The following is a 22,316-nucleotide window of genomic DNA, read 5'->3' as shown; positions in this document are numbered from 1 at the left end:
GCATCTTTACCCTTGACTTTTACTGGGTAAAGATGCCTTTTTTGCATGGGAAAGCACCGCTTATGAAAACAAATGAACTGGAGGAATACCTATGAACCGAGCATTAAGCAGCAACCTGGGATATCCGCGAATCGGCGGCGGGCGCGAATGGAAAAAAGCGCTTGAGGCCTACTGGGCCGGAAAGCTGCAGGAGACGGAGCTGGTCAGCCGCATGGAAGAAATACGGCTCAACCATCTTCGCACCCAGCAGGCGAGCGGCATCGACTTGATCCCTGTCAACGATTTCACCTTCTACGACCACATGCTGGATACGGCAGCGATGTTCGGGCTCGTGCCCGGCCGCTTCGGTTACGAAGGCGGCGAAGTGCCGCTGAGCGCCTATTTCGCGATGGCCCGCGGCAGCGAGGGCGCCCCGGCCTGCGAGATGACCAAATGGTTTAACACCAACTACCACTACATTGTGCCGGAGCTGAACGGCGCCGAGCCGCAGCTGACCGTGAACAAACCGCTCCTGGCCTACCGGGAAGCCAAACTCCGTCTCGGCATTGAAGGCAAGCCCGTCCTGATCGGGCCATACACGTTCCTGAAGCTGTCCAAGGGCTACAAGACCGAGCACTTCGATAAGCTGCTGGAGCGGTTCGTGCCTTTGTATGCCCGCATATTGAGCGAGCTTGAGCAGGAAGGCGCGCAATGGGTGCAGATCGATGAGCCGATTCTTGCGACCTCATTAACGGAAGCCGATATGGAGCGGGTCGCATTCGTTTACAAGAAGCTGCACGAAGCGGCCCCACGTCTTAAGCTGATGCTGCAAACGTACTTCGACGCCGTCGATCTGTATGAACACATCGCTGCGCTGCCGGTGCAAGGCATTGGCCTCGACTTCGCTCACGGGCTGGACAAAAACAGCGAGCATTTGCTGCAATATGGATTTCCTGCAGATAAGACGCTTGGCGTCGGCTTGATCGACGGACGAGGCATTTGGCGTTCCGATCTGGACGCGCGGCTCCGGCTGCTCCACACGTTGTCCCCGATCGTCCCGTATGAGAGAATGATGATCCAGCCAAGCTGCAGCCTGCTTCATGTTCCGGTCACGGCCGCACATGAAACGAAGCTGGAGCCTACGCTGCGGAACGCACTTGCGTTCGCAAACGAGAAGCTCGAGGAGCTCGTACTATTGACCCGAGCCGTGAACGAAGGTCCCGCGGCAATCGCAGCCGAGCTGGAACAAAGCCGTCAAGCGGTTCAGGAGCTCAACGCCTCCCCTTCCCGAAACAACGAACGGGTGCAGTCCGAAACGAGCCGGATCGCCCTCCAGCCGTCCGAGCGAAGCCGGCCCTTTGCGGAGCGGCGTGCCGTTCAGCAGAGCAAGTGGAACTTGCCGTTCCTGCCCACGACTACGATCGGCAGCTTCTCGCAGACGCTCGAAGTGAGACAGGCCCGGAAACATTGGAGAAGCGGCGAATGGAGCCAGGAGCAGTATGAAGCCTTTATCCGGGAACAAATTCGGACCTGGATCGCTTTGCAGGAGGAATTGGATCTGGATGTGCTCGTTCACGGTGAATTTGAACGGACGGATATGGTGGAATTTTTCGGCGAGAAACTGGACGGTTTTGCGTTCACGTCGAACGGCTGGGTACAGTCCTATGGCTCCCGCTGCGTGAAGCCGCCTGTCATATACGGCGACGTGGAATTCACAAAGCCGATGACGGTCGATGAAACCGTCTATGCGCAGAGCTTGACCGCTAAACCGGTCAAAGGCATGCTGACGGGCCCGATTACCATTCTGAACTGGTCCTTCGTCCGGGACGATATCCCGCGGGAGACGGTGGCCTATCAGATCGCTTTGGCGCTTCGCCGCGAAGTGGAAGCGCTCGAACGCGCCGGTGTGGAAATGATCCAGATGGACGAGCCTGCACTTCGCGAGGGGCTGCCGCTGAAGCGGGAAGATTGGCAGAAGTATCTGGAGTGGTCGGTGCTTGCCTTCCGGCTGGCTACATCGACGGTCAAGGATACGACGCAAATCCATACGCATATGTGCTACTGCGAGTTTCACGATATTATCGATTCGATCCGTGCCCTGGATGCGGACGTCATCTCCATCGAGACGTCCCGCAGCCACGGCGAATTGATGCACAGCTTCGAGGAGCACACCTACGATCACGGCATCGGTCTTGGCGTGTACGACATTCACAGTCCGAGAGTGCCTTCCGTGGATGAGATGGTGCGAATGATCGACCGCGCGCTTGCCGTGCTGGACCCCGAATTGTTCTGGATCAATCCGGACTGCGGACTCAAGACGAGAGGCGTTGACGAAACGATCGCAGCCCTCCGGAATATGGTCGCTGCCGCCAAACAGTACCGGGAACAAAGCTTGAAGCCGGTCTGATACATGCTCCAGCGGGCTTAACGACTCGCAGGAAACATATCCGCCACACAACAACACAACGGCCGCTTTCCGATTATCGTCGGTAAAGCGGCCGCTCTATTCATTCGGGAAGCCGATGTTCACGACATCGGACAACCCGTCGGATGAAACGATAAAGACAGGTTTACGGCCGTATGCTGCTTGTACGGGCTCAGGGGCAGCAGATCTCCTGGAGCAAGCTGCCGATTGACCGTATTCGCTACAAACTTGTCCAACGTTGTCCCGCTTCCGCCTGTTCTTGCTTCCGGTACACCGGGCAGGCTGCTGTTCCCCAGCTTGCAAATCTCAAACTGCACGTTCGCTCCCTCCTCCTTCGCCATTCCTTAGATGGACCGCGTCCCTACTTACTTGTTACGAGACGGGAACGGGCCTCGTTCCTTTCCATGGCACATTTTTAATTTTACTTATTCCCCCAGAGATTCCTATGACTCGAACGGGCTATTATTATTACGGAAAATTGAACTCTTGCCATGCATGAAATGCGGGGGCTTGACAGGTAGGATTATAATAAAAGAATTAGATGAAGCTGGAGGTGCCACATTTGAACACGCAGAACGTATCCAGCGGTATCATATCCGCTCTAATGGCTTATACAGGGGGCCTCATTCTTGTGATTGATACGGCGAACGCCGCAGGCTTCAGCAGGCCTGTGCTCATTTCCTGGATTTGTGCCGTTTACATTATCGGCGGCCTATTGAATCTTGCTTTGGCGCTGATGTACAAAATTCCAATCGCCGGCTGCCATTCCATTACAGCGATAGCCTTTTTAAGCACGGCTGTTTCCGGGTTCTCCTTATCCGAACTGGCAGGGAGCTACATATTGGCGGGAGTCGTCGTTGCGCTGGTCGGGTTGTCCGGCCTGTTCGACAAGTGGCTCCGTTACATTCCGAAACCGATGCTGGACGCCATGCTGGCGGGATTGGTCCTGAACTATATCGTCAAAATGGTTCCCGCCCTCAAGCAAGCTCCGCTTATTGGCGGGTTAGCCGTATTCGGATTTTTGATCATGCCGAAAATATCCAAGAAAATCCCGCCGATCATCGGGGTACTGGTTTTCGGCATCATAGGACTTGCGGTCAGCGGCTCCTTGCCGCCGATGAAAGAAGCGGTATTCGCATGGCCGCAAACCGTAATGCCTACCTTTACCGCGCATGCTTTCATCTCGATCACGATACCGGTCGCCGTACTGATTCTAAGCAACGATATTGCCGTAGCCCTTGCCGCGCTCCGAAAAAATGGCTTCGAGCTGCCCGTCAACCGGATCTTGGTCATTTCGGGCTTGGCCACTTCCTTCGTCGGTTTATTCGGCGGACATGCTGCCACCGTTGGAGGGATGATGAGCGCCATCTGCAGCCAGGACGAATCGGGCCCCAAACACAAACGTTACTGGGCGGGTGTCGTTTCAGGAAGCCTGGTGCTTGTGTTTGGCCTGTTCGCGTGGTGGGCCGTTTCTTTTATTGAGGTGCTGCCGCTTTCTTTTATTACCATTATCGCGGGATTTACGTTGATCGGGGTGTTGATGAACAGCCTGCAATCCGCTTTTTCGGAATCCACCTACCGCTATTCCACCGTGTTTGCGTTTGCGATCGCTGTGTCCAACGTGACCTTTCTTGGGATTGCTGCGCCCGTCTGGTCCCTGGTCATCGGCGTGCTTTCGGCCAAAATATTAAGAGAAGGCATCGATCATCGGGTTGCGGAAAAAGCCTTGGAAGGAAATTGAAGCAGCGAGCGAGTGCCGCCATACAAAAAAGAGGATGCCGCTGTTGCCGTTGGCATCCTCTTTCGCACCTGCATGCAGGTCTATTATCGTTTTACGGAAAGATGAGGGTCAATTACAAACTTTTTGGAAGCGCCTTTATCGAATTCCGAATAAGCGGCAGGCGCTTGGTCGAGCGAGATCAAAGTAGCGTTGACCGCTTTGGCGATTTGGGCTTTTCCGCTCAGGATGGACGTCATCAATTCCCGGTGATACTGCATGACCGGCGTTTGTCCGGTTACAAACGTATGGGATTTGGCCCAGCCCAAGCCGAATCGGATTTTTAAGGTCCCGATTTTGGCATCTTCATCGACAGCGCCCGGGTCACCGGTTACATAGAGTCCGGGAATGCCAAGCCTTCCCCCCGCACGTGTAACCTCCATAATCGAATTTAATACGGTAGCAGGCGCTTCGCCATGCGCGTGGCCATGGCCGTGCGCTTCGAATCCTACGCAGTCGATCGCGCAATCCACTTCAGGCTCCCCTAGAATTTGGTCAATTTGCTCAGCCAGGTTCGCATGCTCGCGCAAATTAACCGTTTCGCACCCAAAGCTCTTGGCCTGCGCTAATCTTTCGCTGTTCAGGTCGCCTACGATGACAACAGCTGCGCCAAGCAGCTGGGCGGAGTGGGCCGCAGCCAAACCGACCGGACCGGCACCCGCGACATAAACGGTAGATCCCGGCTTGACACCGGCGCTTACTGCGCCATGATATCCCGTCGGGAATATATCCGACAGCATGGTCAAATCGAGAATTTTTTCCATAGCACGGTCTTTGTCCGGAAATTTAAGCAGTTGGAAGTCCGCGTAAGGAACCATGACGTACTCCGACTGGCCGCCGACCCAGCCTCCCATATCCACGTAGCCGTAGGCCGAGCCCGGACGGTCCGGATTCACATTCGAGCATACATTCGTGTTGCGTTCTTTGCAGTTCCGGCACCGGCCGCAAGCAATATTAAAGGGGACGGAAACAAGATCGCCCTTCTTAATAAACTCGACATCGCGTCCGACTTCGATGACTTCTCCGGTAATCTCATGCCCTAATACCAAGCCGCTTGGAGCGGTTGTACGGCCTCTCACCATATGCTGGTCACTGCCGCAAATATTAGTCGTGATCACCTTCAGAATGACGCCATGCTCACATTTCCTGCCGACGTTCAACGGGTTGACACCCGGTCCGTCCCGCAAAATCAATTCGGGATAACTGATATCCCGAACCTCCACTTCTCCTGGTCCAACGTAAACAACTGCGCGATTTCCTGCCATGAACATCTCTCCTTCTGTAACCGTTTACACAAATTAACCGGAAGTATGTGAAATTATGTAAGTAGTTCGGCAGATTCATCATACCATGTTTGAGTAAAGTAACTCAAGCGTTCGTGTGCAATTCGACCGGCCACAGCATGAATTGCCGCATCAGCTCGACGAGCGCCTGATGCTCGATCCTCGTTTTTCGGAAAATCAGGCTGATTTCCCGTCTGATCGGGCGGTTCAGATGAAGCGGCAGCACCACGAGCTTGCCTGCTTCGACATCTTGATCCACGACGATGGAAGGCAGAAAGGCGATGCCGTTACCGGCCATCACCATCCGTTTCACCGCATCGAAATGGTTCAATTCCATGGAGATGCGGATCGGCAGGCCGTGCTCCCGAAACAAATTATGGATCATATAGGAGGAATTGGATTCCCTCTCGCTGATCAGCAGCGGTTCGTTCTTCAGGTCGTAAAGATGGAGGCTGGGGCATTGGGCGAGCGGATGCTTCGGCGCAGCAACAAGCCGGAATGGATAGGCGCAGATCGGAAGGCTGACCATGTCCGGATGCTCCAGGTATCCGGCGATAAATCCGACGTAGGCGACCTCGTCAAACAACATTTCCATCACTTCGCGCGTGCTCCCGATGTGCAGCGGCATATCCCATTCCGGCCGCTTGCGGATAAAATCGCCAATCAGCGGAGGTAAAAAGTAAGTCATGATGGTCGGGGTTCCTGCCACAGGCAGCCGCACTTTCGGGCTGCTCTGAGCATCGGCCAGACGTTCCAGGCCATCCTTGAGCACGCGCAGCGATCTTCGGGCGCACTCGTAGAACGCTATGCCCTCGGCGGTTACGGTCAGCTTGTTGCCTGCCCGGCTAACTAAAGGTACGCCAAGCTCATCCTCCAGCGCCTTGATCCGCATCGTGACAGCGGGCTGCGATACGCCGAGCTCCCCGGCCGCCCGGCTTAAGCTGCTGTGTTCTATCAACTGGCCGAGCACATCCAGGTGGAATACGTTCATTCGGCACCCCCCGCTATTTCCGCAGCTTCCCGCAAGGCAAACTCCATAAAGGCTTGGGAAGCCTGTGCATGATTCGAGGCTTCGCTTCGGGAGACCATAAACAAGGAAGAGCGGATATCCGGCGGCGGCGCCATCCGCAGACTGACCAAATCCCCGCTCTCCAGCTCTTCAGCAACAGTGAGACCAGGCAGGAAAGCGATAGCGCCGAACGGCTGCAAATATCGTTTCAGCGTTTCCGGATGGTCGAATTCCATGTGAACCCGGAGAACAAGACGGTGCCGAGCAAACCATTGCTCCAGAAGGCTCCATGGCTCCGAACGCGTATCGAACCCCAATATGGGGCATGACGCCGCGTCTTCCGGACCGATCGCCTCAAGCCGGGTTAAAGGATGTCCCTTGGGCACTACCGGGATGACCGGATCGCGGAGCAGCGGATAACGGACGAGGCCCTTCTCCTGCGGCTGCTCCTGAACCATGCCGATGTCCGCCTTCCCTTGCGTGACCAAACTGAGTACCTGGGAATTGGAGCAAGCCGACAACTTCAGCCTTACCTTCGGAAACTTCTTAGCGAACCTCCTGATCATGTCCGGCAGCATGTAGCTGGTGAAGAACGGCGTCGCAGCGATATTCAGATGCCCTGCATGGGCCATGCCCCTGGCATGAATCCGGCTCCGTCCTTCTTCGATGAGATCCATAAACCGTTCCACGTATGCGACGAACGCCGCTCCTGCATCCGTGAGTTCAATCCGCCGGCCCGTTCGGACAAACAACGGGACACCGACCTCATCCTCCAAGGCTTTGATTCTTCCGGTGACGGTAGACACCGACAAATACATGTCTTCTGCAGTTTTGCTGATGCTCCCTGATGTGACAACCCGTTGAAACGTCTTCAACAAATCGATTTCTAACGGCGGCACCCTCATTCGAATTCTCCCTTGCTCCAATCACTTTATGCCCATTCTAACAGCGCGCTCCCTGCCATAAACAAAGCTGTGCCGCCATGCGGAACAAGTTTCGATTTTTTGTCACATAACGGCAGATTGAATCAAGGAAGGCGGTTTGCGGAAATGGACGGCTTCAATTGTTCCCAAGTGAGTACGGAAGCGTACTTGGCGTCCAGATCATACAAATTATTTTCATGTGCAAATCGGGAGCGGTCAAAACAACCGTCCTCCATAACGAAGCATGGAAACCCGTTGGAAAATCCGTCAACGGCTGTCGCCCGCACACAACCGGAGGTGGAGCCTCCGCATAAGACAAGGGCATCCACCTGCTGCCTGATGAGATAGCTCAGCAAGGGGGTGTGGAAGAAGGCGCTTGCTTTGGTCTTCGGCATCACCCATTCGCGGTCGAGCGGTCGGATGTCTTCCGCGAATTGATTAAATAATTCGTGAGCTTCATGCGTGACCGACTTAGGCTTTGTCGCCGTCCCCGCATAAGTCCCTTGCCGCAGGTCCATAACCGTATAGACGACCGGAAGCTGAAGTTCGCGAAACCGCCCGGCGGCCTGCCGGATCGCGGACATCGCCTCCCACGCCGCTTCTCCGCAGGAAGTCCGGTATTCTTGAGTCGCCTGCTCCAAAGGTAACGGTCTGGAACCCGTAAAACCGTACGTGCAGTCAATGATCAACAACGCGGGTCTGGAACCCATCGTTTGACGGGTATGGTAACCTAGCTGCTCATAGGTTCCCCGCTCTGCCTCCGGAAGTCGTTCCACCCATGATTTCATCATATACTTTTATTCTCCGTTAAGTTGGGTGCGCGCCGACTTAAATACTTGGAGACCAACACCGACGACGCAGCGATAATCCCGATAATATCCATATAAGCTTGAGGGAAAATCATCATGACTCCCGCTACGAAAATGACTAAACGCTCAAACCCGTTCAGATTTTTCAGGAGCCAGCCCTCCACTGCAGCAGCCAAGGAAGCGATGCCAATCGCGGAAGTCAAGACCGCAACGAGAATCGTACCGATGGTTCCTTCCATGAGCAATCCGGGCTGATACACAAACATAAACGGCATAATAAATGCGACCAAGGCGAGTTTGCAAGCCGCCCAGCCGATCTTGTTCGGGTCCGCTTGGGCGATGCTGCCTGCGGCGATACATGCGGTTGCTACAGGCGGAGAAATACACGAAAGCACAGAATAATACACGATAAACAGATGCGCAGACATGACGCTGACACCCAAATTAATTAAGAGAGGCGCGGCAAGCGCCGCCGTCAAGATGTACGAAGTGGACGTCGGCAAGCCCATTCCGAAAATAATACACATGATCGCTGTGGCTACCAGTGACAAGAATATATCTCCGAACGTAAACTCGAAGATCATCGTTCCGAATTTGGAGGCCAGCCCGGTCAGCATAATTTCATCGATAAACATGCCCGCCGCCGCACAAGCCAAGGTGACGGGAATGACGCGTATGAGCGTTTCTTCGCACGCTTCGATGATTTTGCGCAGGCCGATTCTTCGCTGCGGATTAAACCAGCTCATGACAATGATCAGAGCGCAAGCCAAAATGGCGACGTATGGCGCGGTGTATCCCTGCTCGATTCCCCATATCAGGAATAAGATAGGCAGCAGATGCATCCAGCCTTCTTTCATCACTTCCTTAAATTTAGGGACACTGTCCATGGTGGGCATATTTAATTTTTTCGAACGGAAATGGACCTGCAGAAAGATCCCCATATAATACAATACCGCCGGTATGATGGCCGCAATCATAATGTCGCTGTAGGGAATGCCGGCATATTCCGCCATCAGGAATGCCGCGGAACCCATAATCGGCGGAGCAATACTTCCTCCGGCCGAGGCCGCAGACTCTACGGCGCCTGCATAAACCGGATTGTATCCGATACGCTTCATGATCGGAATATTGACGGAGCCGGTTGTCAATACATCCGCCGTCGGACTGCCGGAGATCATGCCGAACATCCCGGCGGAAATAACGCCGACTTTGGCCGGTCCTCCGACAGAACGGCCGGAGAGCATGGCAGCAAATTTAAAGAAGAAGTCTCCCCCGCCGGCTTGCGTGTAGAAGGCGCCAAACAGGACGAACATAAACACGTAAGTGGCCGCAACGCCAATCGTGGTTCCAAATATACCGTTAACGGTGTAAACCATATCGTCCAAATAATGATTTAACGTAATCAGCCGGTGTGAATAAGCTCCGGGAATTAAATGGCCAAAAGCGGTGTAGGCCATAAAGACGAGCACGATAATCGTCAAGGAGGAGCCCAGTGTGCGGCGTGTCGCTTCAAGCGTCAGTACCACAAGAGCAATCCCTACAAACGTTTCGAGCGAAGTCAATTCGTTGAATAACGGGATTCTTTGTAAATATTCCGGCGTGTTCACCATAAAGAAAATCCATATGGCGAATGAGAGCAAGGAATAAATGATATCCCACCATGTCGGAAGATCATTTCTTACATTTTTCCTGGAACTGTATAACAAGAACGTGATCCCCAGTACAAAAGGGTAAAAGATTGCCGCATATTGAAACAAATCCATATTCCCGATCGCACCGAGCCAAATTTCAAAAATCGATAAGGCCAAGGCAAAACCAATAATGACGATGCGGAATAGGCCCTGGGGTCTTCGCAAAGCCCCTTCCCGAAACCACTCCTTGAACCCGGAGCCTGGTGCTTCTGTATGTTCATTCGTCAAGTTGAATACCACCTTTCCATCTTGTTAGGACTTCAGCGATTTCTACTCGTAGAGGTTCATTATTTTTTCAGAGCACCGACATCTTCAAATAAGGCCTTGGCTCCGGGCGCTAACGGAACGGACCCGGTATCCGCCAGCTTTTGCGCGGATATCTCTTTCATGGCCGGGTGCAATTCCCGGAGGATGGCGATATTGTCAACCAGAGCTTTCGCCATTTTGTATTGATCTTGTACGCTTGCTTTCTTACTTACGAGAATAACGGCGCTCAGCGTTACCGTATTCACATCTTCTTTCTGCCATTTATAAGTACCCTTCGGCACAACAATATCATTCAGCTCCCATACTTTCTTCAGGGCGTCCTTGGATTTTTGATCGAGGCTCCACTGGACAAGCTCGGTATTGACGGCTGTTTCCTCCACTTTCGAATCCGGCGCAAATACGAAGTCGATGGAAATGTCCATCCGGTTGTTCTGCATAGCCTCAAACCGCTGCGCGCTTCCTGTCCAGGTTAAAGACCCGCCCCACTGCTTCAAGGTCGCCTCCGTAATGCCGTTGACCTCAAGCAGCGTATTCGCCCCCAGGGAATTCATATTTCCTTTCTGGTTAATGGCGATTCTTGCGGGAGCTTTCTTGGCGGAAATATCCGCTAAACCGGTTAACCCGTACTTATCTGCAAAATCTTTGCGGACCGTGACTTGAAGAACAGCGTTGTCATAGATCGTAGCAAGCGCCATCAGGTTTTCATATTTCTTGTTGAAGGGAGCGATACCGTTTTTGGCAGCCGTCACTTCAATAGCTTGCACGATGCCTAATTCGACTTGCCCCTCGTCAATGAGCTTGATATTCCCCGCGCCGCTGCCCGGTTCATAGGTGGCTGCTGAGCCCGGATAAGAAGTCGAGAACGACTTGGAAATCACTTGCCCCATACCCGACCAAAAACCGCCGACCGACCCTCCTGCAAGCGTAACCGTCATCGGATTTTTATTGTTTTTGTCAATTTGAAGATCGGCCTTTGGCTCAGCGGCTCCGGCTGCAGCGGAAGCCCCGGATGCGCCGGAAGCAGCAGCCGGCTGGCTGGCGGCGGCTTTCTCGGACGGGGCGCCGGAACAGGCGGCCATCCCGATGGACAAGGCGAACGACAGTAAGGTAAGCGGCAGTTGCTTCCATTTTGTTTGTTTCATAATTTTCATCTCCCTTAGAAATTGTTTGTAATCGCTTACAAATCGTTTCTTTAAGAAGTGCCGATGAAGACATCAACGAGTAACGATCGCTAATCCTGACTACTTCAGCGGCACCTGGTGGCTTAACACGATTTCCTTTTTTTCCTGGGACGACTTCAGTGCGGCTAAACAAATTTCCAAGTTCGCCAGCCCCCATCTTCCGTCATGAACAGGGCGCTTCCCTTGAATCACCGCCTCATAAAATTCCTCAACGACCTTATCACGCCCATTCACATCTTGCGGAAGCTTAAGATGCTCGACTCCCTCTTCGCCATACACCATCAGACCTTCCGGCGTTTGCCGAATGTCGCCCCGTTCCCCGCTGACGATGGTTAGACCGAAAAAGGGCTGCTGCACATCACGGTCCGCATATTTCATGGACGACTTGCCGTTGTAACCGGAGCGGCTGCTCTTTAACGCTTGCTCTTGGCTCGAGCTCATGGCCCGTATCGTTTTGCGATTGGACGCATAAGCTCCGGCTGTCACCCGCTCACCCCATTCTCCAATGTTCGAAGTCCATTCCGTCGTATGGAAATGATCGTATCCGTTATACACGGCGGTTGCGGAAGCGCCGTCTTCAAAATCGAAAAAAACAACATGGCTGCCTTCCGTCGGCCTCTTGGGGTCCCAAGCGCCGGCAGACGCCCGAATGCTTCTGACCTTGCCCCCGCCCAGCAAACGGATGATATCGAACTGATGGGCGCCTTGCCGGAAAGTCACCCCGCCGCCCAATTCCGTTCGGAGCTCCTCACGCAGGCGAGGCCTATACATCCAATCGGTGTAGCACCACGTATGGGCCATTGTGAACTTCCCGATGATCCCGCTTTCAAGCACTTCTCTCATCTTTAAAATAGGAGGGTCAAAACTGTGCGAATGGCCGACCACCATCGTCACCCCGCCCGCTTCTGCCGCCGTTACCATCCGGAGCGCTTCTTCCAGCGAAGTGGCGATCGGTTTTTCCAAAATGATGTGCTTCTTCGCAGAGGCGGCGAGCAGGACATGTTCCGTATGAAATGGTGTCGGTGTAGCAATGTAAACGGCGTCCACCTCGGGCGAGAGGCACATCCGCTCCACACTAGGATAAGTCTCCGCAGCAAAATCGGCATGAAATTGGCGAAGCTGTTCCTCATCCAGGGAAGCGGCAGCGGTAATGCGTATCCCCGGATGTTTAAGGAAAGCGGGAAGCATCGCTTTCGTTGCGGTCCCGAGTCCGGCGATCCCTACACGGATCACCGGACGCTGCGGTCCCGGTTCGGAAATCATAGGCTATTCCTCCGTCTCGGTCGTAATCATACGTTTCACTTCCACCACTTCCCCTCTCCAGCCGCAAGCGTGGCACCAGCAGAAATAAACCGTATGATGAGAGCTCCAATATTCAATGATGATGCTGCTGGGATCGTGCATCGAATGGCCGCATCCGTTGCAAAATTTGACCTTATCCGGTCCCTTGGCTGGTTCGCTCATATTAATGGACTCCTACCCGTTCGAATAAGGCGATTAAATCTTGGGCAACCGGGCAATATTTCGTCTGAAACCGCTGCGTAATACTGGCGAAGCCTTCGCTGAAATGGTGCTTTTTACGCTCAAGCGGCAGTTCAATGAACTGATTGGCGGCAGGATCGCGGAACACATTGATCGGCTCCTCCCCCTTCGCAACCTTGGCGATCTGCTCCTTCAGCATCTGTCTGAATAGAATGATGCCTTTATCCGTCGTGCCCAGCTTCTCATTGGTACGATCGGCAACCGCACCCTGCGTAATCCAGCACATAATGTCCTGTCCGTCAATGTAATCGGTAATAAACGCTCCGTTCTGATCCTTATAAGGCACTTCGTAGACACAGACCTCTTTCAGATTGTCGGGAATTTCTACGTCCGGTCCCGGCACATAAGCGTTATACCAAACGTGCCATGTATGGTGATCGTCAATCGGCACCCGCATTTGGAAGGCGTAAGTGCCAAGTCCGCCGCTGCCGACAGCCAGCATATAAGGGAACACGACCGGATGGCCTACTTTCCAATCATCGCTGTCTTCCGTTTGACCGTGAAGCAGCCTGCGTTTAACGATACCGTATTGGAACCGGTCAAATTCGATTTTCAAATGCTTGCGTTGAAAAGCTACTTCCTGCTTGGACCCGTTTTGTGTCGTAATGTATTCATGGTAGTGCCCATGCAGCCATTCCGTGTGAACCGGATCCATCGAATTTTCCATGATCTGCAGCCAGTTCACCGGCAGCACCGCCTGACCGATGACGCGAATCGCGTTGTCGACGACGAACCCGTCAAATCGGGGCAGCAGCGGAGCAGGCTCCGGACCCATGTAACCAAAGATCAGTCCGCCCATCTCTTGAACTTTATAGGCAGCGATTTTTATGCGGTCTTTAAAGGTGCTGTGCTCCGGCTCATTAGGCTGTTCGGTACATTGTCCGCTGGAGTTAAAGCACCATCCGTGATACTGGCAGCGGAGCCCGTCTTGTTCGGGGATGCCGTGCACCATGGAGACGCCTCTGTGCGGACATCGTTCCTGAACCAATCCCAAATGGCCCGACTTGTCGCGGTATAGAACCAAGTCTTCGCCAAGCAATCGCACTTTCTTGGTATAGGTGTTATTTAGATCCGATGCGGCAGCAACCGGAAACCAGTAACGGCGAAGCAATAGACCAAGCGGCGTCCCTGGACCGACTTGCGTTAGAAACTCGTTCTGTTCTTGACTAATCATCGATGATCGTCCTCCTTGTCATCTTCGATTCCGTTAAGCGCACCTTGCTTTTCCGCTTTCTCCTGGTGATACGTCCACAATTTTTGGATGATGCTCGGCTGCCAGTTGGAGGACCGGGTGCGTTCCAGATTGTCGCCCTCCAGCACCCTCATGTTCGGTCCCAGCAAGGCGGCGTCATATTGTTTTTTTGCATTTTCTTCCAGAAACACGGAGATTGTAAACGCGCTTTGGACATTCTCGGACGCCACAACGGTTCCATGATGACGAAGCAGAACGGAACTGGCCTTGCCCAGCTTCTCCGCCACTTGTTCTCCCAATTCCCGGGTATTGATCAGACTGGAGTCCTCGAACATCGGTACATCCCGTACGAAGGCCCCGACCCCAAACACCGGCTTTAGTGGAATATCCGCTATGCCCAGCACGGTTTGATAATGAGGATGATTGTGAATGACGCTGCCGACATCCGCTCTTCTTCTATAGATTTCCGTATGGATGTGGAACTCGCTAGGCGGTTCCGAATCTCCTTCGACGAGTCGGCCTTCCATGTCGCACATGACAATATCATGAACGGTAAGTGAAGCCCGGCTCGCTTTACGCGAATTGATCAGAAAACGGTCTGCTCCGGGTATTCGGACACTGACATGGCCGTTATTATCCAGCAGCTCGATACGCTCCAGCATCCGGACAGCCTTCGTCACAAGCAGCTTTAATTCATGGACTTGAGCATCCAACCTGCATCCCTCCTTGCACAAAGTCAAAATAGAGCGCTTTCATAATCATGCGGTTTATCGGGTTGTTTCCATCATGACACCGGAATGACCCATAGCAGCGGAAATTTGATGGGCGCTTTGTGTCACCTTCTCGATGAGGAATTGCAGCCGATTGTCCGTCAGTCTTTGAACGGGGCCGGCTGCCGTTAAGCTGGCGACAACGTGACCGCTATGATCGAATACCGGTGCGGAAACCGAGAAAGCTCCGGGTATTCGATCGTTGATGGAAGTGCCGTACCCTAGCCGGACGATTTGTTCGAGGCGGTCCATCAGCTCGGGTGCTGTCATAAGCAGCTGCCCGTCCTTCTCTCCTTGTTCGATCAGGCGGCGCTTCCGTGCCTCGGGCATGAACGAGAGCAGCACCATACTGGATGCTCCCTGATATAAAGGAACCCGTTGGCCGACCTTGACGAAATTCCGAACGACTTCGGCGCTCTCTACCATCTCGATGCATACCCGATAATCGTCATCGACGATACTCAAGCCGACGGTTTCGGAAATTTCCCCGCACAGCTGCTTCATAAACGATAATGCGACGCTCCTTAGCGACATCGTTCCTCCGACGATCGACCCCAGCCTGAACAATTTCAAGCTTAAACTGTATTTCTGATTGTCTTCGTTTTGTTTGACGTATCCGCATAGGATCATCGTTGCGAGCAGCCGGTGGACGGTGCTTTTGGAAAGCTTGCTCTTCTCGGCGATTTCGCCAAGAAACATATCCGGCTTTTCCATCGTGAAACATTCCAAAATTCGTAAAGCCCTCTCCAAGGATTGAACTTTCTCACGCTCAGCGATTATGCCCCTCCCCCTCTATCATTCCACGATGCGGAACTCATTTCGTAATGTGGTATGACTCCATTATACGCGCTCGAGCGAATCCGAACTTGCGGGATTATTAATACTACTATTAATAATTCCGAAGCATGATTTTACATCAAAATGATGACGTTGATTCCAGCCAGCACCAGCAAGACGCCAAGCAGGGTCCGCCATGTGATCCCTTCCTGATTTTTCAAAAGAAAATAGCTGATCGGCAGGACCAGAATCGGCGTAGACATATTGATCACGGTTGCGATCGAAACCGGCAGCCATTTCATTGACGCGATGTATAAAATCTGCGCCGTGATCGTAAGAACCCCGCTGCTCGCATAAAGCAACAGTCCCCGGCGGTCGGCGTTTCGAATTTGATCGGCGACGGTACTGATTTTCATGCTGAACGTCATATGCAGCAAAAGTCCGGCTACAGCCCCGATCCATGCGCCCAGTATCGGCTCGTTCCACTGCTGTACCGCCGATCCCCTCAAAATATTCCCGACGGCGTAGCTTAACGAGCTCAACAGCGCCAACAGGATATAAGGATGAAACAACGCCCGGAGCACGTTCCCGCCCGACTGCCCGGCAGCTGCGATTTCCGAATCGGCAGCGCTGGTTTCCGCAGTCAATGCCCGTTTCGGCTTCACGTAATTCACGAGAAACAATCCGAACAATACCGTGATAACGGCGAACCATTTGCCTACACTTAGAGATTCGCCCAACACAGCCCATGAAATCAAGACGGTGAATACGGGATTGCTCGTCTGGAACGTGCTGGCTTTAGCCGGCCCCAGCCGTTCAATCGTTTCAAAGAAGAACCATCGTCCCAGGAAAGTTGCGAAGAAGCCGGACAATAAGAACAAGAGAAATGCCTGAAGATGAAACGGCTGAATGTCACCCTTCACCATGTATTGAACAGCGAACAACAACGTGGAAAACATAATATTGACCGAAGCGGAAATAAAAAACCCTAGCGTTAAGCTCAACCGGGAAGTAGCCATCTTCGTAATGATAATATTGACAGCAAATAACGTCATGGATAATAAAGCCAACAATTCTCCCATCATTCACCTTTTTCTGCATATTCGCCTAAAAGAAGAAAAGCCCGCAAGGGGCCCTTTCTTTTAGGTGTATACCGATTTTTTAGCATATAAGTCCAAACTGATATCCAACGCTTCCACGGAGTAAGTCAGGCTCCCCATGGAGATGACGTCGACGCCGACCGACGCCTCTCGACTTCCACCTCAATCGTCATCGTGTGAGGCACCGATTTCCGTGCCTTCGTGACCGCTTCGCGCAAACCGCCGGCAGCCTTAATGTGATTGTCTTTGATCAAGATACCTCCTAATGGTTATATTCAATCAAACAGGAAGCGTATGGCTTGAGCATAGCTAGCATTAGTATCGTATCGCGGGAATCTTTCCCTCAACAAGTCGCTTGTTCTGCTATGTGTAACAGATAGAACAAATATTTTATTGAAACATATTCGAATCCGGGGCGAATAATTGCTTCATCGTTTTGATAAACAGCTGAACGGCAAGCGAGCATTCCGGCAAGGAAGGTACGGCAATGCTAACATCCCGGTAAACCCGGGGTTCCAGATCGCGCGTTTGGATGCCTGGGGGCAAATGAGTGAGGGAAAGGCCGGATAGGATGGCCGCGCCCAAGCCCTCCTTGATCATGTTCAGCACCGTGTTTACATTGTAAACCCCATACGCAATGTTCAATCTGACTCCCGCCTGGTGAAACATCTCGATGATCGGCGCATCGTAGCCCCCATGACAAACGATCAGAGGCTCACTGTCCAGATCGTTGATCGTGACGGAGGCTCGAAGGCATAACGGATGGTCGTCCCTTAGGACCGCGACCATCTTATCCCGCAGTATGGGAATATGATCCATCTTCCCGTCCGGGAGTATGATGATGCCGGCATCCACGACCCTCGTCCGCAACCATTCCTTCACTTCCTCGATCGTTCCTTCATGGAGCTCAAGCCGGAGATTGGGGTAATTTCGTTGAAAGAAATCGATGATTTTAGGAAAAAAATGGGCCGTCGCGCTCGGAAACGTTCCTATCCGAATCGTTCCTACTTCAAGCCCTTTTTCCGCTGCTGCAATCTGTTCAATGTTCTCGATCCGCTGCAAAATTTCCCGAATCTGAACAAGCACCCGTTGACCCACATCGGTGAGGACAATGCCTTTTCTGCGGTCGCGGACAATCAGACTGACGCCCAGATCGGACTCCAGACCGGAAATGGCGTGGCTGACCGCCGGTTGGGTCATATTCAAGGCTTGTGCGGCTTTGGTGAAGCTGCCGGTCTCCATCGCTTTTGCGAACACCATATACTGGGTTATCGTCATAACTAATTACTAATGCTCCTTATAAAAAACATTCATTTTATTTATCTTATCATTTAGCTTATCATATACAATCAGTAAACAACAAGGAGCGCGATTATTCATGCATCGACCGTCACGTAAACAGGCCTCTTTGCTGCTCGCATTTTTAATCGTCATGTGGGGAGTGAATTGGCCTTTAACCAAGCTTGCCCTGCATTACGCGCCGCCGCTGCTGTTTGCCGGTCTGAGAACGGAAATCGGCGGACTGTTGTTGGTGTTCATTGGGCTGTTTCGATACAAAGAGCTTCGCTTCAAGCAAAACTGGTCGATCTACTTGTTATCGGCCTTACTTAATATCGTTCTGTTTTACGGATTGCAAACGATAGGACTGGGTTATCTTCCCGCCGGACTCTTCTCCGCCATCGTGTTCTTGCAGCCCGTACTGCTCGGCATCTTCTCCTGGCTGTGGCTCGGCGAATCGATGTACAGGCTGAAAATCATCGGTCTGATTCTCGGATTTACAGGCGTTGCCACCATAAGCGCAGGCGCACTGACCGGGAATATTTCGTTAGTCGGGGTTTTGCTTGCTCTCGGTACTGCGCTTTGTTGGGCTTTCGGCACCGTCTATATGAAGAAAATCGGAGATCGTGCGGATTCCGTATGGCTTGTCGCGATGCAGCTCATCATCGGAGGCATTCTGTTAATGGGTTCCGGATCGGTCTCGGAAGCCTGGTCCAGCATTCAGTGGGACGCATCATTCGTAGCCATTATGCTCTTCATCTCCATTTTCGTCATTGCGTTGGGCTGGCTGACTTACTTTATATTGATCGGTACCGGAGAAGCCAGTAAAGTGGCCTCCTTCACCTTCTTAATCCCGCTGGTTTCCATTACCGGAAGCTCTCTTATGATGAACGAACCCATTACGATTCATTTGGGAGTCGGTCTCTTGTTCGTCCTCGTCAGCATATTACTCGTGAACCTGAAGCCCAAACCGGGGATCTCAAGCTCCGCTGCGGCCACCGGACATCATTAATCAGGCATACATCGACAAATAGCTGGCCGCGCAGAGCGCGGCCAGCTATTTGTCTGACAAACCGTATTTTCAATTCGAGCTGCGTCCGGCTCGGGGATTCCGGTAAAATTCGATCGAATCGATAAACGTAACCCGGTATGCGCCGGCAACCGCATCCAGATCGTACATGCGTCCATGACCGTCCTCTCTGGACGCGTAAACAACGTCGTGCCGCAACTTATCCATGGCTATTTTGCCGATGAACTGGCGCTCATACTCCGCATGCTTCGTTTTAAAATCTTCATTAAACTCCAATACCTCATAGAAAGCCCGTTCCACCGCTGCGTTTACCAAGGTCAGTTCTTTTCCATTCTTGTAAACCGCCACGTAATAGTTGCCGCGGTCATCCTTGATCATATCCGTCAACAATTGTATGTCCATAGCCCGGCGTCTCCTTTCGGCAGGTTCCTTGTTTATATCCGTTAGGTTGTGTTCCCTGCAAGTTCATTATACCAAATGCACTTGACTGCGAACAATTGTTCTGTATAATTAGGTATAAGAACGCTTGTTCTATAATGGAGAGGGGTGTAGACGATGAACGCTATCAAAGTCAGATTCATTGAAAGAGACTATTACAAGAAACTGATGGAATCGAACAGCCGCGATCTTTCCGATGCCCAGATTGAGAAGATCCTTACGATAGCTGACGCTAATTGGGTCGATCTTACTTTTAAGTTTTTTGATGATGGATCAATGATCATTATGGATAACGATTCGGACCTGCCCATCTCCGTTAAAGATTTGAAAGGAGCGGCTTATGACTTTTATGTGAAGCAGCGGATTAGAATGATCAGAGCCAACCTGGAAGCGAAAATTTTACAAACCGCTTAATCAACAGGGTTGCTGCGATGATTCATTGCTGCTCCAATCCATCAAACACATCACGACCCAGTATTTCCGGAAGCTGGAGGAGTGAAAACACCTGCATCACTTCCGGATTAATTTTTTTAATAACAACTTGGCTTCCTTGCTCCCGAAGGCTGTTAATGAGCGAGATCAACAAACCGATGCCCGACGAATCTACAAAATGAACTTTCGCAAAATCGATTTCAATCTCCTTGCTTTCCAATAACTTCGGTAACATTTCGTCTTCCATTAATTCCGTTACATCGATATCCATATCTCCTTCGAAAGACGTGACGGTTTTTGAACCTTGTTGCTCAATGACGTAATGAAACATTCCGACACCCCCTATTACTTGATCAGCAGCTGCCCCTCTTCATCGAGACGTGCATACACGTTCGACGATTGGGTCGTAAATTTGTGCATTTTCGTTCCGATTTGGATCATCGTATCTTCCATGACCCTGTTCAACCGAATCGTCTCGCCTTTGGGGACCGTGATTCTTGTACTCATGCCGCCCTTAGCTCCAGCCTCGCTAATCTTCACACCTTTGGCTGCATAAATTTCACCGCCGCGGATATATCCGTCCACTTCGATAAATCCACCCGCATACAGCTTGGAGTTATACACCCCTTGTTCCATAATGACGATATCGCCGCTTGAGTACAGCTGGCTGTTCAGGGTGTAGCCTGCTTTAATGAAGCAATCGGCATTTTCCGAATTTTCTTGCGTGTCGGTAAATAGCTGCTCGGCTCGCTTCATAAGCTGAACCATCTCCTCCACGGACCTGAATTCGGAATGGGTCAGCATAAACCCCTTATACAATCGTTCGCTAAATTCCGCCCAACTTTCCTCCAATACTCCCGTACCGCTTTGAATCTTATGAATGAGCGACGTCGTAAGCTGAGGAAACGATTTAAACTTTCCGTCGCATAAGATTTTAATTAGGGGACCAAGCCCCGCCTGGGAAAAAGAGGAAACTTTAAATGCCGACACCGTCGAGAGCTGATGTATCGCATTGATCATGCTCCGCATTTGCTGGATGAGATCCCCAAGAATGTGATGAATCTCCGCGATCAACATATGATTTTTCCCTGCGTTGATTTCACTTGAAATAATATTTTTTCGAATAATAATCGAGCTGCCTGCAAATATTTTTGCCCGATTTACATTATGATGAACGAGTACATTACCCTGAGCCTCCACAAGCATGGCATCCTGAATGGAGCCAACAATCTCAACATCGCCGACGAAATGCAAATTTCCAGTCTGAAGGTCGACATCCTTGGCGATCATTAATTTGGGAACGACTGAAATATGGACGGTTGTCCCCTTCTCTTTAATGAGCGGATGTCCGGCTTCGGTTGCAACTACCTTGGTTCCATCCCCAACCAGAACTATGCCCTTCCCTTCATGAACAACCAAGGGTAAAACTTCCGGAGGAAACACAGGTTCATTGGTTACCGTTGTGCCAGGCATCCCCGGCACAGGCGGCTGGACGATACCTAAAACTTGTCCGGGCTGCGTAGAAGGAAACTCGCGAATCTCCCGGTAATCGACCGTACCGTCCGAACGTTCCTTTAAGCCGTTTTTGATTTCCATATCTTGCAGCGATAAGAAGCAGCCGTTTTTACCGGGTTTCGGAGGATTGCCTTTCGCGATGACGAATACACCTGGCTCATCACTCGTGCAAGCCGAGGCAATCTGGGTATAGTCGATACCGTACACAATCCCCAACTCGCGAAGCTTTTCCATGACGGGTCCGGTTTCAATCGTCACGGGGATCAGATGTTCCTCTACTTCCAGCTGGATATAGGAGTGAGGCGCCTTTTCTTTTAGCCTGCGGTAGATGCGGGCTCCCGGGACTACCTTGAGCACGGCTTCCATTTTATCATCGCTTACCACGATCTCCCATTGCGGCTCCAGTATGTCGTCTTGAAGCTCTACATGAAGACTATCTTGTTCGCTGACCACCACTGTTTTTTCAATGAGTTCGTCATTTTTATAAAATTTGATATCTTTCCCTGGTGAAATGAGCGGGTAGTGATCTTCCGCGTCTTTGCAAAAGATCATTCCATCCGCAACCCAGACTTTTCCTAATAAATCGGATTCATCCCGCTTCTCTGGCGAGAGCGGGGGAAGCAAGCGATCCTCCGCCGGCTCTATAGAGGCCATCTCCTTTTCCAGCGTGGCCATGGACACCGGGTCCTCCGCTTCGGATACGGCCCCCATTTCCTTGAGCGTTACCCGTATTACCGCAGGTCTTGAGCCAATACCCAGTATTCCCTTGGATTCCGTCTCGAGAATTTCAATATCCACATGCTCCATCGTTTCACCCATAAGGTCTAACGCGATGGCTACCGCTTCTTTTACGGTTTTCCCTTTGGATACAACACTTTTTCCCTTTGCGAACAAGAGC

21 protein-coding genes and 1 pseudogene are annotated in these 22,316 nt (G+C 52.0%); 4 read left to right on the top strand and 18 right to left on the bottom strand.

Annotated elements, in window-relative coordinates:
* Positions 1 to 91: 91 nt before the first annotated feature.
* Positions 92 to 2,386, top strand: coding sequence for a 5-methyltetrahydropteroyltriglutamate--homocysteine S-methyltransferase (metE, locus tag ACZ439_RS25285; RefSeq protein WP_464620334.1), 2,295 nt, complete (start codon positions 92 to 94; stop codon positions 2,384 to 2,386).
* Between the two features lie 119 nt (positions 2,387 to 2,505).
* On the opposite strand, the gene ACZ439_RS25280 is transcribed toward metE, so the two are convergent.
* The gene (locus ACZ439_RS25280; RefSeq protein WP_464620333.1) at positions 2,506 to 2,721 is read right to left on the bottom strand and encodes a hypothetical protein; all 216 of its coding nucleotides are present in this window, start codon (positions 2,719 to 2,721) and stop codon (positions 2,506 to 2,508) included.
* Positions 2,722 to 2,966: 245 nt separating this feature from the next.
* Between ACZ439_RS25280 and ACZ439_RS25275 the strand changes: the two genes are divergently transcribed.
* Complete coding sequence (locus tag ACZ439_RS25275) at positions 2,967 to 4,145, top strand: benzoate/H(+) symporter BenE family transporter (RefSeq protein ID WP_230876008.1); 1,179 nt, start codon at positions 2,967 to 2,969, stop codon at positions 4,143 to 4,145.
* Positions 4,146 to 4,228: 83 nt separating this feature from the next.
* On the opposite strand, the gene fdhA is transcribed toward ACZ439_RS25275, so the two are convergent.
* The 14 genes and pseudogenes from fdhA to ACZ439_RS25205 form a co-directional block, all read right to left on the bottom strand.
* Entirely contained in the window at positions 4,229 to 5,446 is a 1,218-nt protein-coding gene (gene fdhA, locus ACZ439_RS25270) for a formaldehyde dehydrogenase, glutathione-independent (RefSeq protein ID WP_127604353.1), read from the bottom strand.
* Positions 5,447 to 5,549: 103 nt separating this feature from the next.
* On the bottom strand, positions 5,550 to 6,455 hold the full coding sequence (locus tag ACZ439_RS25265) for a LysR family transcriptional regulator (RefSeq protein ID WP_054795861.1): 906 nt from the start codon (positions 6,453 to 6,455) through the stop codon (positions 5,550 to 5,552).
* On the bottom strand, positions 6,452 to 7,378 hold the full coding sequence (locus tag ACZ439_RS25260) for a LysR family transcriptional regulator (protein ID WP_054795860.1): 927 nt from the start codon (positions 7,376 to 7,378) through the stop codon (positions 6,452 to 6,454). Before ACZ439_RS25260 ends, ACZ439_RS25265 begins: the two co-directional genes overlap by 4 nt.
* Before the next feature lie 122 nt (positions 7,379 to 7,500).
* Positions 7,501 to 8,187, bottom strand: coding sequence for a cysteine hydrolase family protein (locus ACZ439_RS25255; RefSeq protein ID WP_054795859.1), 687 nt, complete (start codon positions 8,185 to 8,187; stop codon positions 7,501 to 7,503).
* Complete coding sequence (locus tag ACZ439_RS25250) at positions 8,184 to 10,124, bottom strand: TRAP transporter permease (RefSeq protein ID WP_464620332.1); 1,941 nt, start codon at positions 10,122 to 10,124, stop codon at positions 8,184 to 8,186. The genes ACZ439_RS25255 and ACZ439_RS25250 overlap by 4 nt, the downstream gene beginning before the upstream one ends.
* A gap of 59 nt (positions 10,125 to 10,183) precedes the next feature.
* On the bottom strand, positions 10,184 to 11,305 hold the full coding sequence (locus ACZ439_RS25245) for a TAXI family TRAP transporter solute-binding subunit (protein ID WP_464620331.1): 1,122 nt from the start codon (positions 11,303 to 11,305) through the stop codon (positions 10,184 to 10,186).
* A 99-nt stretch (positions 11,306 to 11,404) separates the two neighbouring features.
* Complete coding sequence (locus tag ACZ439_RS25240) at positions 11,405 to 12,607, bottom strand: Gfo/Idh/MocA family protein (RefSeq protein WP_127604363.1); 1,203 nt, start codon at positions 12,605 to 12,607, stop codon at positions 11,405 to 11,407.
* A gap of 3 nt (positions 12,608 to 12,610) precedes the next feature.
* A complete protein-coding gene (locus tag ACZ439_RS25235; RefSeq protein WP_054795852.1) occupies positions 12,611 to 12,808 on the bottom strand; it encodes a hypothetical protein in 198 nt (65 codons plus the stop codon).
* Between the two features lies 1 nt (position 12,809).
* Positions 12,810 to 14,060 (bottom strand): aromatic ring-hydroxylating dioxygenase subunit alpha, encoded by a 1,251-nt coding sequence (locus ACZ439_RS25230; RefSeq protein WP_127604365.1) that lies wholly within the window; start codon positions 14,058 to 14,060, stop codon positions 12,810 to 12,812.
* Positions 14,057 to 14,791, bottom strand: coding sequence for a class II aldolase/adducin family protein (locus ACZ439_RS25225; protein ID WP_155614321.1), 735 nt, complete (start codon positions 14,789 to 14,791; stop codon positions 14,057 to 14,059). Before ACZ439_RS25225 ends, ACZ439_RS25230 begins: the two co-directional genes overlap by 4 nt.
* A 54-nt stretch (positions 14,792 to 14,845) precedes the next feature.
* Positions 14,846 to 15,562, bottom strand: a complete 717-nt coding sequence (locus ACZ439_RS25220; protein WP_155614322.1) for an IclR family transcriptional regulator — start codon at positions 15,560 to 15,562, stop codon at positions 14,846 to 14,848.
* 197 nt (positions 15,563 to 15,759) lie between these two features.
* Entirely contained in the window at positions 15,760 to 16,707 is a 948-nt protein-coding gene (locus ACZ439_RS25215) for a DMT family transporter (RefSeq protein ID WP_164751696.1), read from the bottom strand.
* Between the two features lie 60 nt (positions 16,708 to 16,767).
* Positions 16,768 to 16,982 (bottom strand): annotated as a pseudogene (locus tag ACZ439_RS25210) (hypothetical protein); the annotation flags it as partial.
* A 133-nt stretch (positions 16,983 to 17,115) separates the two neighbouring features.
* Positions 17,116 to 18,003: a LysR family transcriptional regulator gene (locus ACZ439_RS25205; RefSeq protein ID WP_464620330.1), complete on the bottom strand. Its 888-nt coding sequence runs from the start codon at positions 18,001 to 18,003 to the stop codon at positions 17,116 to 17,118.
* Positions 18,004 to 18,103: 100 nt separating this feature from the next.
* Between ACZ439_RS25205 and ACZ439_RS25200 the strand changes: the two genes are divergently transcribed.
* On the top strand, positions 18,104 to 19,015 hold the full coding sequence (locus ACZ439_RS25200; RefSeq protein ID WP_054795848.1) for a DMT family transporter: 912 nt from the start codon (positions 18,104 to 18,106) through the stop codon (positions 19,013 to 19,015).
* A 69-nt stretch (positions 19,016 to 19,084) separates the two neighbouring features.
* Here ACZ439_RS25200 and ACZ439_RS25195 read toward each other — a convergent pair whose 3' ends face one another.
* Complete coding sequence (locus tag ACZ439_RS25195; protein WP_054799160.1) at positions 19,085 to 19,435, bottom strand: hypothetical protein; 351 nt, start codon at positions 19,433 to 19,435, stop codon at positions 19,085 to 19,087.
* Between the two features lie 153 nt (positions 19,436 to 19,588).
* On the opposite strand from ACZ439_RS25195, the gene ACZ439_RS25190 reads away from it, so the two are divergent.
* Positions 19,589 to 19,885 carry a hypothetical protein gene (locus tag ACZ439_RS25190; RefSeq protein ID WP_054795846.1) on the top strand — a complete coding sequence of 99 codons (297 nt, stop codon included), beginning with the start codon at positions 19,589 to 19,591 and terminating at the stop codon, positions 19,883 to 19,885.
* Between the two features lie 22 nt (positions 19,886 to 19,907).
* On the opposite strand, the gene ACZ439_RS25185 is transcribed toward ACZ439_RS25190, so the two are convergent.
* Positions 19,908 to 20,234 carry an STAS domain-containing protein gene (locus tag ACZ439_RS25185; RefSeq protein ID WP_127604375.1) on the bottom strand — a complete coding sequence of 109 codons (327 nt, stop codon included), beginning with the start codon at positions 20,232 to 20,234 and terminating at the stop codon, positions 19,908 to 19,910.
* 14 nt (positions 20,235 to 20,248) lie between these two features.
* Positions 20,249 to 22,312, bottom strand: coding sequence for a FapA family protein (locus ACZ439_RS25180; RefSeq protein ID WP_141333933.1), 2,064 nt, complete (start codon positions 22,310 to 22,312; stop codon positions 20,249 to 20,251).
* Positions 22,313 to 22,316 lie beyond the last annotated feature (4 nt).

The organism is Paenibacillus sp. JCM 9796 (genome assembly GCF_055379675.1).
This window is presented reverse-complemented; position numbering and strand designations above follow the sequence as displayed.

Coding starts and splice junctions, on each gene's coding strand:
- metE (WP_464620334.1), top strand. CDS start 92: ATGAACCGAGCATTAAGCAGCAACCTGGGATATCCGCGAATCGGCGGC.
- fdhA (WP_127604353.1), bottom strand. CDS start 5,446: ATGGCAGGAAATCGCGCAGTTGTTTACGTTGGACCAGGAGAAGTGGAG.
- ACZ439_RS25265 (WP_054795861.1), bottom strand. CDS start 6,455: ATGAACGTATTCCACCTGGATGTGCTCGGCCAGTTGATAGAACACAGC.
- ACZ439_RS25260 (WP_054795860.1), bottom strand. CDS start 7,378: ATGAGGGTGCCGCCGTTAGAAATCGATTTGTTGAAGACGTTTCAACGG.
- ACZ439_RS25255 (WP_054795859.1), bottom strand. CDS start 8,187: ATGATGAAATCATGGGTGGAACGACTTCCGGAGGCAGAGCGGGGAACC.
- ACZ439_RS25245 (WP_464620331.1), bottom strand. CDS start 11,305: ATGAAACAAACAAAATGGAAGCAACTGCCGCTTACCTTACTGTCGTTC.
- ACZ439_RS25240 (WP_127604363.1), bottom strand. CDS start 12,607: ATGATTTCCGAACCGGGACCGCAGCGTCCGGTGATCCGTGTAGGGATC.
- ACZ439_RS25235 (WP_054795852.1), bottom strand. CDS start 12,808: ATGAGCGAACCAGCCAAGGGACCGGATAAGGTCAAATTTTGCAACGGA.
- ACZ439_RS25230 (WP_127604365.1), bottom strand. CDS start 14,060: ATGATTAGTCAAGAACAGAACGAGTTTCTAACGCAAGTCGGTCCAGGG.
- ACZ439_RS25220 (WP_155614322.1), bottom strand. CDS start 15,562: ATGGAAAAGCCGGATATGTTTCTTGGCGAAATCGCCGAGAAGAGCAAG.
- ACZ439_RS25215 (WP_164751696.1), bottom strand. CDS start 16,707: ATGGGAGAATTGTTGGCTTTATTATCCATGACGTTATTTGCTGTCAAT.
- ACZ439_RS25205 (WP_464620330.1), bottom strand. CDS start 18,003: ATGACGATAACCCAGTATATGGTGTTCGCAAAAGCGATGGAGACCGGC.
- ACZ439_RS25200 (WP_054795848.1), top strand. CDS start 18,104: ATGCATCGACCGTCACGTAAACAGGCCTCTTTGCTGCTCGCATTTTTA.
- ACZ439_RS25195 (WP_054799160.1), bottom strand. CDS start 19,435: ATGGACATACAATTGTTGACGGATATGATCAAGGATGACCGCGGCAAC.
- ACZ439_RS25190 (WP_054795846.1), top strand. CDS start 19,589: ATGAACGCTATCAAAGTCAGATTCATTGAAAGAGACTATTACAAGAAA.
- ACZ439_RS25185 (WP_127604375.1), bottom strand. CDS start 20,234: ATGTTTCATTACGTCATTGAGCAACAAGGTTCAAAAACCGTCACGTCT.